General features: G+C 61.4%; 13 protein-coding genes and 1 pseudogene. 13 read left to right on the forward strand and 1 reads right to left on the reverse strand.

The genetic code is table 11. The features are described from left to right. Positions 1-142: 142 nt before the first annotated feature. The 13 genes from GVV86_RS15410 (at position 143) to GVV86_RS15470 (ending at position 13,220) form a co-directional block, all read left to right on the forward strand. Positions 143-1,234, forward strand: a complete 1,092-nt coding sequence (locus GVV86_RS15410) for a hypothetical protein (protein WP_159803271.1) — start codon at positions 143-145, stop codon at positions 1,232-1,234. Next, entirely contained in the window at positions 1,231-2,844 is a 1,614-nt protein-coding gene (locus GVV86_RS15415; RefSeq protein ID WP_159803272.1) for an ABC transporter substrate-binding protein, read from the forward strand. The genes GVV86_RS15410 and GVV86_RS15415 overlap by 4 nt, the downstream gene beginning before the upstream one ends. Then, entirely contained in the window at positions 2,841-3,602 is a 762-nt protein-coding gene (locus GVV86_RS15420; RefSeq protein ID WP_159803273.1) for a hypothetical protein, read from the forward strand. The genes GVV86_RS15415 and GVV86_RS15420 overlap by 4 nt, the downstream gene beginning before the upstream one ends. Beyond that, positions 3,599-4,642, forward strand: a complete 1,044-nt coding sequence (locus GVV86_RS15425; RefSeq protein ID WP_159803274.1) for a hypothetical protein — start codon at positions 3,599-3,601, stop codon at positions 4,640-4,642. Before GVV86_RS15420 ends, GVV86_RS15425 begins: the two co-directional genes overlap by 4 nt. Next, positions 4,632-5,621 (forward strand): ABC transporter ATP-binding protein, encoded by a 990-nt coding sequence (locus GVV86_RS15430; protein WP_159803275.1) that lies wholly within the window; start codon positions 4,632-4,634, stop codon positions 5,619-5,621. Before GVV86_RS15425 ends, GVV86_RS15430 begins: the two co-directional genes overlap by 11 nt. Positions 5,622-5,700: 79 nt before the next feature. Next, positions 5,701-6,402 carry an ABC transporter permease gene (locus GVV86_RS15435; RefSeq protein WP_246670016.1) on the forward strand — a complete coding sequence of 234 codons (702 nt, stop codon included), beginning with the start codon at positions 5,701-5,703 and terminating at the stop codon, positions 6,400-6,402. Next, positions 6,392-7,249 (forward strand): ABC transporter permease, encoded by an 858-nt coding sequence (locus tag GVV86_RS15440; RefSeq protein WP_159803277.1) that lies wholly within the window; start codon positions 6,392-6,394, stop codon positions 7,247-7,249. The genes GVV86_RS15435 and GVV86_RS15440 overlap by 11 nt, the downstream gene beginning before the upstream one ends. 45 nt (positions 7,250-7,294) lie before the next feature. Then, positions 7,295-8,221 carry a phosphoenolpyruvate mutase gene (gene aepX, locus GVV86_RS15445; RefSeq protein WP_159803278.1) on the forward strand — a complete coding sequence of 309 codons (927 nt, stop codon included), beginning with the start codon at positions 7,295-7,297 and terminating at the stop codon, positions 8,219-8,221. Beyond that, positions 8,211-9,560 carry an LLM class flavin-dependent oxidoreductase gene (locus tag GVV86_RS15450; protein ID WP_159803279.1) on the forward strand — a complete coding sequence of 450 codons (1,350 nt, stop codon included), beginning with the start codon at positions 8,211-8,213 and terminating at the stop codon, positions 9,558-9,560. The genes aepX and GVV86_RS15450 overlap by 11 nt, the downstream gene beginning before the upstream one ends. A 14-nt stretch (positions 9,561-9,574) precedes the next feature. Further along, positions 9,575-10,711, forward strand: coding sequence for a homocitrate synthase/isopropylmalate synthase family protein (locus tag GVV86_RS15455; protein ID WP_159803280.1), 1,137 nt, complete (start codon positions 9,575-9,577; stop codon positions 10,709-10,711). A 55-nt stretch (positions 10,712-10,766) separates the two neighbouring features. After that, the gene (locus GVV86_RS15460; RefSeq protein ID WP_201291471.1) at positions 10,767-11,987 is read left to right on the forward strand and encodes an aconitase/3-isopropylmalate dehydratase large subunit family protein; all 1,221 of its coding nucleotides are present in this window, start codon (positions 10,767-10,769) and stop codon (positions 11,985-11,987) included. Then, positions 11,984-12,472 (forward strand): LeuD/DmdB family oxidoreductase small subunit, encoded by a 489-nt coding sequence (locus tag GVV86_RS15465; RefSeq protein ID WP_159803282.1) that lies wholly within the window; start codon positions 11,984-11,986, stop codon positions 12,470-12,472. Before GVV86_RS15460 ends, GVV86_RS15465 begins: the two co-directional genes overlap by 4 nt. After that, on the forward strand, positions 12,465-13,220 hold the full coding sequence (locus tag GVV86_RS15470) for a class I SAM-dependent methyltransferase (protein ID WP_159803283.1): 756 nt from the start codon (positions 12,465-12,467) through the stop codon (positions 13,218-13,220). Before GVV86_RS15465 ends, GVV86_RS15470 begins: the two co-directional genes overlap by 8 nt. A gap of 276 nt (positions 13,221-13,496) precedes the next feature. Here the strand turns inward: GVV86_RS15470 and GVV86_RS18760 are convergent. After that, positions 13,497-13,792, reverse strand: a pseudogene (locus tag GVV86_RS18760) (transposase); the annotation flags it as partial. Positions 13,793-14,288 lie beyond the last annotated feature (496 nt).

Raw genomic sequence — 14,288 nt, forward strand, 5'->3', positions numbered from 1 at the left:
ATCTTCAGTGCTGCAGATCACTTATGGGGGGAACCATGGTTGTGATGGAAAAGCTCGGCTGTGTTGAAAAAGCGGTCCTGTGAGGTCCAAAGTCCGCCTGCTCGACACCGAGTTTCGACTCGAGGTCACGGAGCCTTGGACATTGGCGCACGTCGATGCATTCATGGAAGCTTATGCCGGCGTGTCAGGTTCCCTTTCGGCTCAGCAGGAGCCGACCAAAATCATCAAAATCACTCAAGTCCCCCATCCGGGGATCCCGGCGGCTCCTGAATGCGAACGGCGTGCCGTGCATCGCAGCAAGCACCCCCGTTGGTCTTTCGACGCCACAGCCCATTCCGACCGACCGGGATGGTGGTTTTGGGAGGGCCGTGACTTCGGTGTGCGCAGCGACCCGCCCTCGGATTACGTTGGCGACGACCTTCGCGCCGTCGAGAAGTGGTCGTTCGCTGTCTTGTCCGATGGTGACCGCGCAGCTGCAGGCGAGGCACTGTTCCACCTTTTGCGTTCGTTGGCTCTCGTCGTTCGCGGCGTACGGGGCACCCGCTTGCTTCATGCCAGTGGTATCGTCCGTCCCCGCGATGGTAACGCTGTGCTGTTCACTGGTGCCGTCTCCGCCGGTAAGACCACGTTGATGACTAACGCGGTTCTAGAGCATGGCGTTGTTCCACTAACTAATGATCGAGCCTGGATCCATCTGTCAAACAACGATGGGGCGCCGCCTCGTGTTCACACCTGGCCCTCTTATGCCAGCTTCTGCGAGGGAACCCTGCTCGGATATCCGCAGCTGGAAGAGGCGGCACTTGCGTTTGAGCATGGAGAATCTTTACTCCGTGTCAGTCCGAATTCTCAACCGCTTCGGCCTCTCTTCGACAAAGACTCCAAGCGCATTTACCCGATGTCATGGTTCACCAACGCGGTCGACGTCCGATTCGCGGCGGAAGCTGAACTTGGCGTCATCGCCCTGTCGCGGGTCGATCCGACCCTCGACGAGCCCTCCCTGCGGGAGCTCAATCCACTCCATGATCAGCGTGACCACGACGAGATTGTGGCCGTACTGCTCAGCGAGCAGTTCGATACGAGTGAACCCTCCTTCCTTCAATGGCACGGTCTGGCGCTTGATAAAGACCCCATTGACGTTGAAGATCTAGTCCAAGGGTGCGCGCGGTCGGGGGTGCGCTTCGTTGCGCTGAGTCTGCGTCCCAGCGATTTATCCGTCCTAAGGGATCTGCTGTGACGCCATCGACGGTCTCAGTTACTTTCTGCGGAGAACCACCAACGCTGAACCCGCTGGTTCACGCGGGAAAACATCTCGCCACGGCCACGGTGATGGCGCCCATATTGCACTCATTAGTAAAGGTTGGACCGGACGGGCGCTACCGCGGCCAACTTGCCTTCGATGTGCCCCACCCGACCGAGGGCGGGCACTGTCTGCACTACCGGATTCGTGAAAATGCCCGATGGCACGACGGCGTTCCGATCAGCGTTGACGACGTCCGCTTCACCTGGGAAATCATGCTCGACCCCGGATCCGGCGTGCCTGAACGTGACGGGTATAACCTCGTCAGGGATATTCGCCACGTCTCGGATCGCGAGTTTGTCCTCGAGCTGGATCGGCCATACAGCGCGGCTAGCGACCTGTTCACGTCAACAACCGGCGCCATCATGCCGGCCCATCTCCTTCGCAATGTCGACTTTGAGTCAGATTGGCCCTCCTCAGTCCGCCCCGCCAGCGGTCCGTACCGCTACCATGGGCGCACGGATTCTGGACTGGTGCTCCATCAAAATCCTTCCCACGTTGCCCCTGCAACCATTGATCAGATCCAGGTTCGCTTCGCAACCACCGACGCCGAACGCGCCGAACTCGTCATGCGCGGCGAGGTGGATGTCGCCACCTTCGATCGCAGGGACGTGGCTGAGCAGGTTGTCGAGGCCGCTCGTGTGCCTCTGACGCTTGTATCAGCACCCAGCGCACAGTTCGAAATCCTTCTTTTCAACACGCGACGTGGTGTGTTCGCCTCCCGGGAACGGCGTCGATCCTGGGCCACAGGTCTCGACCGCCACGCGATTGCTGCAGATGCGGTTGGCGACACCCCTCTCAACGCATTGCTCCGGCGCCCTGGCGAGAACGGTTATGAACCTGCGTTTAGCAACCTCACTGCCGCGGATTGTGACGAGGCTGAGCGCGAACGCGATCAGCCTCGCCGCTTGTCCTCAGGCCCCGTGCGGCTGATCGCCGTCCAAACACCGACCAGGATGGCGGCAGTGCGCCACATCGAGCGGTTTGCCGCACGGTCCCAATTGGGGCTCGTCGTTGATTGGGTGGAATCGCGCGATTTGGTCGCCCGTCTGCGCCAGGGCAACTTCGATGCGGCACTGATTGGACTCGCCGGCAACCCCGATCCAGCTGGCCATGCCACCCTGTGGAGGTCAGTTGAGGACGGTGGCCAGAATTACGCCGGCATTGCCGACCGGGCAATCGACAAGGCTTTCACGCGGCTGCTTGAGGCCGTAGACCCCGAAGACCGACAGCAAACCGTACGGGAAGCCGAACGTGCTCTCGCCGCCGCCGTTCCTGCCGTACCGCTCTATACCTACCCGACCGTCCTCGTGCATCACGACGGACTCCTAGGTCCTGCCCCCTACCCTTACCAATCCGGCCACCTTGTCGAGGTGGAGACGTGGAAATGGAGGGGGTGCAACCCACAGAACAGAGAGGAGGATTCTCATGGCTGTCATTCGCATCACCATCACCAAGCCGAACAAGAAGTAAGTCGATCGGCCGACTTAGGGGTGCGGGTCTCACACGGCCCGCACCCCGCAATCAACAGGAGAACGGGCAAATGAGCATCAACAAGATCTCTCAGGCTGCAGAGTTTCGTGTCGACTGGAGCACTGATCCCATTGACGGCGGCGCCGTGGCACTTCTTTCCTTCGACGACCCTGACCGATGGCACGCCTCCGCGTACCACGCAGCGGCTGTCGACGAGATTCTTGCTGATCATCCCAATGCTCGAGTGCGTGTTCGCGTTGCTGATCGTGCGCACCCGGGGGGCGGATGGTCGCCCTACATGTCCTATGTCGCTCTCGGGGCCGACGATCTATATGCTGCCCCCGAATCTCCCACACGGATTCTTGATGCGCCTTTGGACGCTGCCCACCCACACATCGATGCCGTGCGTACCTGGCTACTTCTTGCGCTTCGTGCTGGGTATGGGGACAAGCTCAGCACGACTTCCGCTGAGTTGTGGCTGAATTCCGCCCCGCTCTCCGGTCGCTGGACATCGTTGGTGGCACTGGAAGACGAGCGTCCGGTGGGACATCTGACCCTCGCCCCAGGCGTTCTGCGCGCGGAGGCAATCCCGATTCGCTACTCCGAAATCATCGACACTCTCGTCGATCTGACGGACCGAGGAAGACGTCGTCTGGTCGAATCGGCTCTGGTAGCCAGAGCAGGTGAGCTGGCCGCGGAAAGAAATGAGGATCTCCTTGGAAGCGTAGTCCACCCTGATGGACCGGACGGCCCAGGCTGGCGCATTGTGGACCGCCTAGTCGCCCAAGGGTGGCGCCACATCGAGACTATCTGGACACGGGAGGTAGCATGATCGACCACGACTGGCTCATCCATCATCTCGGGTTGAGCCCGACAGAGACTCCCTATCAGGCGTTCCGAGTCGCCGACGCATTGCATCAAGGGGTCGGTGTGCTGTACCTATCCACTGTCGAGGAACGTGGTTATCCAATCTTGAGTCCGGCGGCGCGTGCACTCCTGGACCGCCAGCGTCACCGCCTTCACGTGTTGGACAAGTACGCCCGGCTTGCCTGTGAGGTCGCGCCCTCCAGCCAGATTGTGAAGGGCGCGACGATACGGTCCCTTTATAAGAATCCGCTGTGCCGTTCCCAGACTGATGTAGACCTAGCCTTTGCAGACCCGATTGATCTTTGGCGCGCAGCCGCGCGCATCAGGGCGACCGATGACTTCTCGGACCCGGACCTCACCCTGATGGAAGGTGACCCTTCACAGGCCTACATCGCCTTCGAGCGGCCCGCGCCGGACATATTCTTCGAGAAACCGGTGCTCGTAGAGTTATCCGCCACGCCGTTCTACGGTGACGGACGCCATGTATCGGTGCGGGCCGCGGTCCCGGCCAATCCTCTTGAAACCTCATTGCTCGCCATCTGTGAGGAAAGGTTCCAACGGGCGTTCCATCTACGTGACCTCATCGATGCGGCGCTGCTGCTTGAGGCCCTCGAATTAACAGCACCCGGGTGGGCAACCAATCAGTCCGATCTCCTTGAGCGTTACGCACTCGCGCCAGAGCTCCAGGAGCTATGGGGACTTGCTGCAGATACGGGCTTAGCGAGTGTGCCGCCGATCTGGCTAGATGCTGCACGGCGGGCCGAGGACTCAAAGCGCAACCAGGGCCGCAGCCCATCGCGAGCACCCAACCTCCATGGCCTGCTCGTGGACGACGCACCGCAGGGCGGTGAAACGCCGTTCCTACTCGAGCGTTCAGGCGAAAAACCACTCCTCCTGACCACTGTCGGGACTTTCCTGCTGACGTCCACTCCCGAAGTGAGTACGGATGAGGTCAGCCGGGCCCGCGCCGCCGTAGCCCAGTCCCAGGTGATTTATGTCGGCTGACCTGTCCACCCAGTCGCCGAGCCCGGCGCCAGCAGTCCAGGTTGACGGGCTGGGCCGCACCTTTGGTAGTGGCCCGAACCGTAAAGTAGCGCTCGATCGGGTCAACCTGACGGTGAAGGTTGGAGAGATTCACGGTCTGCTCGGCCCCAACGGCGCCGGGAAGTCGACTCTCTCGCGCATCCTTTCAACGATCATCGTGCCGACCTCCGGCACGGCGCGTGTGATGGGTCACAACGTCGCGACCGATCCGAGCGCGGTCCGTCGGTCGATCGCACTCGTGCTTGGAGGCGATCGTGGACTCTATGGTCGCCTTACCCCACAGGAGAATCTCGAGTTCTGGTGTGTAGCCAACGGCGTACGTGGACGGCGTCGCGCACAGGAGCGTGCGAAACAGGCCCTTGAACGAGTCGGACTGGCAGGTGTAGACCGCCGAGTCGAGAGCTTCAGTCGTGGTATGAAACAGCGGGTACATCTCGCCCGTGCCCTGGCAGTTGAGCCCGACGTACTAATTCTCGACGAACCGACGATGGGGCTTGACCCGGTAGCCGCACTCGCGTTGAGGCGTCTTGTGCTTGATGCTCGTGCGGCAGGTTCGACCGTGTTGCTGGCTACCCACGACATGGCCGAGGCGCAAGCGATCTGTGACCGAGTAAGCCTTCTTGACGCTGGACGGATCGGGTTCAGTGCCACCCCCGCCGAGCTGCGTCGGCAGTCCGGAGGGGCGCGAGTCCGGTTCGACGAACCGTTGCCTTCTGGGGTGCTGCAGCAGGTCCATGTGGCTCTCTCCCGGCTGGACGGTGGCCTGCAGGTCACCGAGGAAAATGGCACAACGACGATTACCGTCCCACAACCTCAACAAATGGCTGGAGTTCTCAACGCGGTGCTCGCTACGGGTACGACGGCGTTTGCAGTGATGCCGCCATCGCTGGAGGACGTGTATCTCGCAGCCGTAGGTGATCGGGGGCTTCATGTCGATTGACTTGTTCCAGCCCTTCCGGGTCGGCGCCGCTGCCTGCCGTATACAAACCCGAACGCTTGTGCGCACCCCCGTGGAACTGATGACGATGGCGCTAGTTCCGCTCCAGATCCTTGGAATACTGGCGGTGATCCGCGCGGCGGGCCGACCGGACCTCGAGGTTGTCGCCGTCGTCGCCCCCGGGCTCATGGCCACTTGGCAAAATGCGCTCTACGTAGTCGGTGACCTCGTCACCAAGGATCGTGACAGCGGTCGATTGGAAATGTTGGCGGCGGCCCGTGCGCCGTATTTCACCTATCTACTCGGGAGGACGGCGGCGGTCAGTGGGTACTCCGTCGTCGTCTTCGCCCTGAGTCTCGCACTGGGCGGATTCGTCCTGGGGGTGCCGGTTACTGTGGACACGCTCCCGCTCACCGCGCTCATGGTGGTAGCAACGGCTACGGCGACAGGGTGCGTAGGTATTCTTCTAGCCGTTTTCTTTGTACGAACCCATAATCCGCACACCTATCAGAACGCTCTTGGTTACCCAATTTTCATCCTTGGCGGCGTGCTGGTGCCGATCGATGTGTATCCGGACTGGCTCGAGGCACTCGGGCACCTTGTATACCTCTCATGGGCAGCTGACCTGCTCCGGTCCCTGCTGATCGGTGAAATACCGAGCAACTGGTGGGCCGCCGTCGTGGTCGTGCTGGGAACGGCGCTCGTAGCCGGGGGTCTCGGAAGCTGGGTGATCTCACGTGCCGTTGACCGGCTACGTGTGGAGGGCGCATTCGATGGCATCTGATCAGCCACGCTCCACGTCAACCGGAATTATCGAGACACCTGGGAATCGCCGCCTGTCTCAAGTTGCCCTGCTCCTCCTGCTTTCGGGCCGCACGGGTGCAGCTGACTTCCGCCGTCGTTACACATGGCGGACCTGGATCCTCGGGTGGCTCGCCCGCGGGATCCTTGAGGTGCTTTTCTTCGCTTCAATCGGCGCCATGCTGCAGGACCCTCAAGTCACCCTCTACCTGGTCATTGGGCGTTCGCTCCTGATCGGTGCCACCGAAACCATGCTTGCGATTCAAACTGTTGGCTGGGAGCGGCAGGACGGGACAATGCCTTTCCTGCTCATCGGCACTGCCCCGGCGTGGCCGGCCTTTGTAGGTAGGGCGCTGCAATGGTTACCCAGTGCCACCGCCACGCCGCTGTTGCTCTTATTCGTGCTGGGTCCGATCCTAGGTCTGCGCTACGACCTTGAATCTGCCTTAATCACCGCGGTCGCCGTTCCGCTATGCGCACTCTCCTCTTTTGGATTCTCCATGGCAGTCGCTGCCGCGGTGATCGTATGGCCCGCCGCGCGCAACCTCGTCGCTAACGTGGCGGCCGCCACAATTGCGCTGTTCTGTGGGGCATTCGTGCCAGTTTCCCACTGGCCGGAGGCGGTTCAAGGGATGGCGCAGGTTGTGCCGCTTACCCACATCATCGACACCGTCACATCCGCATTGCTCAATCACGACGCTTCGTCGGCAGTGTGGCGGTTTGCGCTGGCCTTCGGCCTCGGTGCTGCCTGGCTCCTGGTTGGAATTTTTCTCCTTGAGCGGTTTGTGGAGCGCGGCCGACGAACCACGGTCTCGCACCCAGACGACTGAATCCCCAGCCAATTCCGAACCAGCCACCTCAAAGGAGTGTGCCGAATGAAAGCTTCACCCAACAAGCCGGTAACCCCGCCTGACCTTCTCTCGCTCCTTGAGCAACCTGGACTGGTGCGCCTTATGGAGGTGCACGATCCGATCTCGGCGATGATTGTCGCGGGAGCCACAGGCCGCCGCGCCGACGGGCAGCCAGCCACCTTCGACGGATTCTGGTCAAGTTCGCTTACCGACTCCACCAGCCGCGGCTACCCCGATAACGAGGTTCTAAGCGTTCGGAGCAGACTTGACCGGCTCAGTGAAATCTTCGCCGCCGCCCGCCGCCCGCTACTAATGGATGGCGACACCGGTGGCCAACCAGAGCACTTCTACTTCATGGTCCGCGACCTGGAGTTGGCAGGAGTTGATGGGGTCGTAATTGAGGATAAGGCCGGCCTTAAGCAGAACTCGCTGCTCGGTCCCGGCGCGGGGCAGCGGATCGCAGACGTAGAGGAATTTCAGCATCGCCTCACGGCCGGGGGTGCAGCCCGGGTCAACCCACGTTTTCAAGTCATCGCTCGTCTAGAGTCGCTCATCCTCGGACTTGGCGCGGCCGATGCACACCGCCGGGCCGATGCGTACCTGGAGGCGGGCGCGACAGGGATCCTTATCCACAGCAAGGCAAAACGAGCTGAAGAAGTCGTGGCGTTCGCCCGCGAGTTCAAGGTGAAACATAGTGATGTACCGCTTTTCTGCGTACCGACGACGTACAACCGGATCACGGACGACGAACTGTATTCCGCGGGATGTGACGTCGTGATCTATGCCAACCACATGCTGCGTGCTGCTTATAGGTCCATGGACCAGCTGGCTCGCTGCGTCCTCGATCACGGCCGGGCTTACGAGGCAGAGGAGATCTGTGAGGATGTCACTCGGCTCCTCAACCTGGGACTTCCTATCATCCCGGAACTCGAGGCACGCCGTGCAGGCTGAACCTCGGCGCCGGATGCTGCTCGGAGCGTACATCACCTACGCTTACGGACACCATCCTGCGGCCTGGCGTCATCCCGGTAGCGAGGGCGCCGCACCGTCATCGCTAAGCCACTACGCGGCACTTGCATCCACGGCGGAAGAAGGTCTGCTCGACTTCCTCTTTCTTGCGGATACTCCCTCAGTTTTCAACGACGAGCGGCACGGGCGCAGCGCGCGAGTGGTCGGGCTGGAGCCCCTGACTCTGCTGTCGGCGCTCGCGCCGTTGACACGGGACATCGGGCTCCTAGCCACGGTGTCAACGAGCTTCAGCGAGCCCTACAATGTCGCGCGCCAGTTCGCCTCGCTCGACCACCTTAGCGGTGGGCGCGCCGGATGGAACATCGTAACCTCCTCAAAGGAGGCTGCAGCAGCCAGTTTTGGTCGCCCGGGATTGCCTGCCCACGCCGAGCGCTACGCCCGCGCTGAGGAGTTTGTTGAGGTGGTATGCGCCCTTTGGGAGAGCTGGCATCCGGACGCATTCGTGAGGGATCGGGAAACGGGCCGTTATTACCGTCCTGAAGCTCGGCGGCCCGTATCATTCCACGGCCGACACGTCTCGGCGTTCGGCGAGCTGAATGTCGAGCCACCCCCGCAGGGGCGTCCCGTACTTGTGCAGGCTGGAGCATCGGGGCCGGGTCTCCGGCTCGGTGCGCGGTGGGCCGATCTGATCTTCACATCGGCCTCGGATCTAACCAAAGCACGTCATTACAAGTCAGCCCTTGACGCGGCTATGAGACAGGTAGGGCGCAAGGTTCCAGGTCCTCTCGTGCTGCCAGGCGTGTCGATCTACGGCGCAGAGACACTCGCCGCGGCGGAGCGTCGATTCGCCGAGCTGAATGATCTCGTGCATCCGGAACACGCCCTCAGCATGCTCAGTGACCAGTTAGGCACCGATGTCACGGGGTTCCCTTCGAATCAGCCGCTACCGACCGAGTTGCCACTCTCCAACGGCAACCTCAGCAAGCGTGCGCACATCCTCGAAATCGTTCGCGACGAACCCAACCTCACTCTGGAGGCGCTCTCGCGTCGGATCGCTGCTGCCCGTAGCCACTTAGTGCTTATTGGATCCTGGGACAGTGTCACCGACACGCTGGTGGAGTGGTTCCAGTCCGGTGTGTGTGACGGATTCAATCTGATGCCCCCGGTTTTGCCGTTCGACCTTGAGGGCGTTGTCGCTGAGATCGTCCCACGCTTGCAAAGGCGTGGAGTATTTGCGACCTCCAGTCCCGATGGGCCGTTACGTCGCCGACTCCTAACCTCCTTGACCAACACATCCGCATTAACCAACACATCCCTATGAAAGGAAAAAAATTGATGAGAGACGACCTGATTCTCGAAGACACCACACTGCGCGATGGTGAGCAGGCGCCCGGGGTCGCATTCGCCGACGTCACTAAAGTCCGCATCTTCAATGCTTTGGTGGACGCTGGGTTGAAATGGATCGAGGCGGGTATCCCAGCAATGGGTGGTCACGATGTCCGCGCCATGCAAGAGATGCTTGAGCGGCGCGACGAGGTCAACCTCGTTGCGTGGAACCGTGGCGTGCGGGCCGATATTGAGTACTCGCTCTCCCTTGGGTTCCGTGCGATTCATATGGGCCTGCCGACCTCAAACATTCACCTCGCAAACAGCGTGAAGAAAGATCGAGCGTGGCTCCTTTCGACCGCGGCCGACATGGTGAAGTTGGCGAAGGACCAGGGCGCGTTTGTTTCGATTAGCGCGGAGGATATGGGTCGCACCGATATCGAGTTCCTTCAGGAATACGCTGTAGTGGTTCAGGAAGCGGGCGCGGATCGGCTTCGCCTTTCTGACACTATCGGGATCCTCGATCCCGCGGGGTACGGGGAGCGCGTCGCCGCCGTCGCCTCCGCGGCTACGATCGACCTGCAGTGCCACTGCCACAATGACTTCGGTCTGGCCATCGCCAACACTTTGGCCGGGCTCGCGGCCGGTGCCCGCTACTTCCATGTGACAGTCAACGCGATCGGTGAACGGGCCGGCATGCCGGACCTGGCCCAGATGGTCATGGCCCTACGTCAGTTCCACAACCGTGATTTAGGGATCCGGCTGGACCACCTCGAGAGGCTTTCCGCGGTACTTGCAGAGGCGACTGGGGTGACTGTTCCGCCTTGGCAGCCGATCGTGGGATCGAATGTGTTCGCACACGAGTCCGGGATCCACACTAACGGTATGCTGCGGGATTCGAGCACATTCGAGCCGTTTCCTCCCGAGCTGGTCGGTGGGACGCGGCAGCTCGTGGTCGGCAAACACTCGGGTCGTCGCATGATCGAGCACGTGCTAGCCAACTTCGGCATAGAAGCCGAACCCGAGCACCTCGACGCATGCCTCACGGCAGTTCGAGACCGCTCCGTGGAAAAGCAGGGATTGATCTCCGATGACGAACTCATCGGGATTCTCAAGGAGGTGCAAGGTGCCCCCGCGGGCCACTGAGCGCCTGCTGGACGGCGGCAGCACCGCTGAGCCGGGCCCGTCAGCGGGGGAAAACTTGATTGAGCGTATCCTGGCGACCCATTCAACCGATCCGATCGCACCCGGAAATCTGGTGACAGTGGAAGTTGACCGAGTCTACGTACAGGATGGGAATTCACCGACCATCGCGCGTCTCTGGGAGAAACATGGGCTTGGGGCGGTGCACGACCCGAGCCGAGTTGCATTTGTCGTGGACCACAGCGTTCTGCCGCCGAATGTCGCTATTGCCGACCGACTCGCCGAAGCCCGGCGCTTTGCTCATTCCCTTGGGGTTGACTTCCTATCGGACGGCCAAGGAGTGAGTCATCTGGTGGCACTAGAGAAGGGGTGGTTTCGTCCGGGAAGTATCGTCGTCGGATCGGACAGCCATACGTGCCTCGGTGGTGCTGTGCAGGCGCTGGCGCTCGGCATGGGCGCCACCGACGTCGCTGCCATCATGGCGACGAACCGTACTTGGCTTCGGGTACCGGAAACTGTGGTGCTCGAGGTGACGGGCACACCCCACCGTTTGACCACGGCCAAGGACGTTCTGCTTCACGTGCTGAGATCCGTTCCGATGGACACCTGGCTCTACCGAGCAGTCGAGTGGTGCGGCGAGTGGCCCGAGGGGCTCAGCGATGACGAGGCCGCCACCGTCGCCAGCATGGGGGTCGAGATGGGTGCAAAATGTGTTTTTCTTCCACCGCGGCCCACTCCGCTTGGCGCGGCGCTCTCCCCCACAGGTCGCGGGGACGCGGTCGCGACCGTTCACCTCGACGTGAGCGGACTGACCCCACTAGTAGCGCTGCCGCATCTGCCCGGGAACGTCGCAACACTCGACGAGGTTGCCGGGACTCGCGTCGGACAGGTCTTCGTCGGTACCTGCACCAACGGACACACCGAGGATATCGCCGCCGCCGCCGAATTTCTGCGAGCTAGGCGGGTCCACCCAGACGTAATGACGGTCGTGACGCCAGCGTCACGGGCGGTCGAGAAGCGATCTGCTGAGAGTGGTGCGCTTGAGGCCTTGCGCGAGGCCGGCGTCATCACGACGCCGCCGGGGTGTGGAGCGTGCGTCGGGGTACAGGGTCCAGTGCCAGCAAGTGGGTTACCGGTACTGACAACCATGAATCGGAACTTCAAGGGTCGAATGGGTAACCCGGCGGCTCCGATTTACCTCGCATCCCCAATCGTGGCTGCGGCGACAGCACTCCTAGGCCGCATTCCCACCCTTGCGGAGTTGGAGGAACTGACATGAGTCCCCTACGTCTCCGTCGCGTCACGGGAGTCATCTCCACCGACGACATCATCCCTGGGCGTTATAAGCACATGTACACAGATCCGGCTGACATGGCTCCCCATATCTTCGAGCACCGGTTTCCCGGGATGGCCGAGACATTCCGCTCTGGCGACGCGCTCGTCGGGGACGCGGTGATGGGTATCGGTAGTTCACGCGAGCAGGCAGTAAGCGCACTGCAGGCCGCGGGTGTCACTTTGGTGCTGGCTCCCGCGTTCGGCCGCATCTTTTTTCGAAATTGTTGGAACCTCGGCGTACCCGCTATCGAGCTTGACACCGACGATCTACCAGATGGTGGGCGAGCGGTTCTTGACTTGGAGCGCGGCGTTCTCAAGGTAGCCGGACGAAGCCATCCATTCACGCCACCGCCGCTTATGATGCGCAGAATGGCTTCCCGCGGAGGCTTGCTCTCCGTAATCACCAACCAGGAGGATTTTCATGCCTGATGGCGCCAAATTTGACGGTCTTGCCGATGACTACGACCGTTACCGTCCCCGTTATCCGTCCGATCTCCTTGATACTGCGCTTGGGATGACGCGCCACAACTTGCGGGTGGTCGATGCAGGTGCGGGGACCGGAATCTCCTTGGAGTGGGTGCTGCCCGCACTCGTCGGCCCGGAAGTGTATGCCATCGATATTTCAAGAGACATGGTCGAAGCGGGAAAGCGGAAGTTCCCGGGCTTGAATTGGATGGTAGGCCGCATAGAAGATGTCCTGTCGACGGTCACCGACGTTGACCTCATCATTGCGGGACAGGCCTACCAATGGTTCGATCGACCTGCCTTCCTGCAAGCGGCCCGGAAGGTCCTTCGGGCGGGTGGTCGTGTGATCGTAGTTCAAAACAACCGCGACCACAGCCGAAGCCCATTCCTGTCGGCGTACGAAGGTCTGCTCGAAGAGCGGAGCCCGGGGTACAGTCGCCGCTATCGCGACATTGATGTCGCGCAGGAGCTGGCAGACGGATTTGACGTAGGGTTGGACGCGGTAATCCGAGCTGAGTCGCGATGGAATCAAGCAATGACCGTTGACAGCTTTGTCGGGATGGCGTCGAGCTCGACTCAGGCCCAACGAGCTGTCGCTGCGGTCGGGCCGGTCTTCCTTAAGGAAGTGCACGCACTCGTCGAGAGTTACGCCGTCGACGGTGTGGTGGTATTTCCATATCACACAGAGCTTTTTGTCATTCAGCCATGGTGACGCCCACTGCGACCGCGGGTCTGGGTGCAGATGGCACGAGCATATAGGTAGGGCTAAAGCCCGGCCAGCTTGGCCTTGAGCAAATGCTTATAGGACCATCAAGAGGGCTGGGCTCCATGAGTCCGGTCTTCCTGATGATGTTCGACGAGAAGTTTCCCATAGCGGAGGTCCGCTCCAGCTCGGTTCCTGGCTGCGTGGTGTTTGCGTGAGCAACCGCTTCGGCAACGACCGCACAACAATCATCCGCGCCAGCTACCGGTTGGCTGGACGTCGTCCTCCCCGCAGGTCGGCCTCCATCATAACCGCGTAGAGGACCTGATCGATGCGGCGACGCCGCTCCAGCAGGGCCGGGAAAAACCAGCCGGCCCGCAGCTCAAGAAACTTCGGATTCAGGTCCCCCGCGTGGTCGTCAACGTCCCGGCCCGGGAGCCGTTCCGCTGCACCGCGCGGTCCCCGGTCCGCTGGAGCGGGGCGGCGCCGATGAACGCGGTCGCCTGCGCGTCAATGAGCTGCTGGTACAGCATTTCCGGGGCGGCGCAGATCCGATCCGACCGGGGCGGCGCAGATCCGATCCGAGACGTCGGTGAGTTTCAGGGGGATGCGTCGCGGCACTGTGGAGCGCTGCCCGAAGCGATCCATTAGGTCGAATCGTTCGCCGAGGATCACTCAATATCGACCCGCATTTTCGCGGTCAGAGGCAAGGGTGATTCCATACCTTGGATGTGGCTTCCCTGAACGCGTATGTGTATGCAACAAGTCGCTCTTGGCGTACATCGGATGGAGAACCTTAGATCCATGAGCCGACAGATACGAAGCATCGACTGCCCGCCTCTCCTCGATCACCTAACTGAAAGCCCGTGGACCCGACGATATTTAAGCCACGGATGACCGTTGAGGACTGGCGGTCCTACGCGCAGGCACGCAGCAAAGCGGCAGTCAAAAGCGATTATTCCTATTGCACTACCTCTGGCTTTGAGGCAAACCCTCCCATATTCACCTCCGACATTTAATGAACCCTTGTCAGCCATTGGCGAGGGGTGCACAATGATCTGCATCAGCCACCGAAGC

It is taken from the genome of Arthrobacter zhaoguopingii, assembly GCF_009828595.1.
GTDB lineage: Bacteria > Actinomycetota > Actinomycetes > Actinomycetales > Micrococcaceae > Arthrobacter_D > Arthrobacter_D zhaoguopingii.

Coding starts and splice junctions, on each gene's coding strand:
- GVV86_RS15425 (WP_159803274.1), top strand. CDS start 3,599: ATGATCGACCACGACTGGCTCATCCATCATCTCGGGTTGAGCCCGACA.
- GVV86_RS15455 (WP_159803280.1), top strand. CDS start 9,575: ATGAGAGACGACCTGATTCTCGAAGACACCACACTGCGCGATGGTGAG.
- GVV86_RS15470 (WP_159803283.1), top strand. CDS start 12,465: ATGCCTGATGGCGCCAAATTTGACGGTCTTGCCGATGACTACGACCGT.
- aepX (WP_159803278.1), top strand. CDS start 7,295: ATGAAAGCTTCACCCAACAAGCCGGTAACCCCGCCTGACCTTCTCTCG.
- GVV86_RS15465 (WP_159803282.1), top strand. CDS start 11,984: ATGAGTCCCCTACGTCTCCGTCGCGTCACGGGAGTCATCTCCACCGAC.
- GVV86_RS15420 (WP_159803273.1), top strand. CDS start 2,841: ATGAGCATCAACAAGATCTCTCAGGCTGCAGAGTTTCGTGTCGACTGG.
- GVV86_RS15430 (WP_159803275.1), top strand. CDS start 4,632: ATGTCGGCTGACCTGTCCACCCAGTCGCCGAGCCCGGCGCCAGCAGTC.
- GVV86_RS15440 (WP_159803277.1), top strand. CDS start 6,392: ATGGCATCTGATCAGCCACGCTCCACGTCAACCGGAATTATCGAGACA.
- GVV86_RS15435 (WP_246670016.1), top strand. CDS start 5,701: ATGACGATGGCGCTAGTTCCGCTCCAGATCCTTGGAATACTGGCGGTG.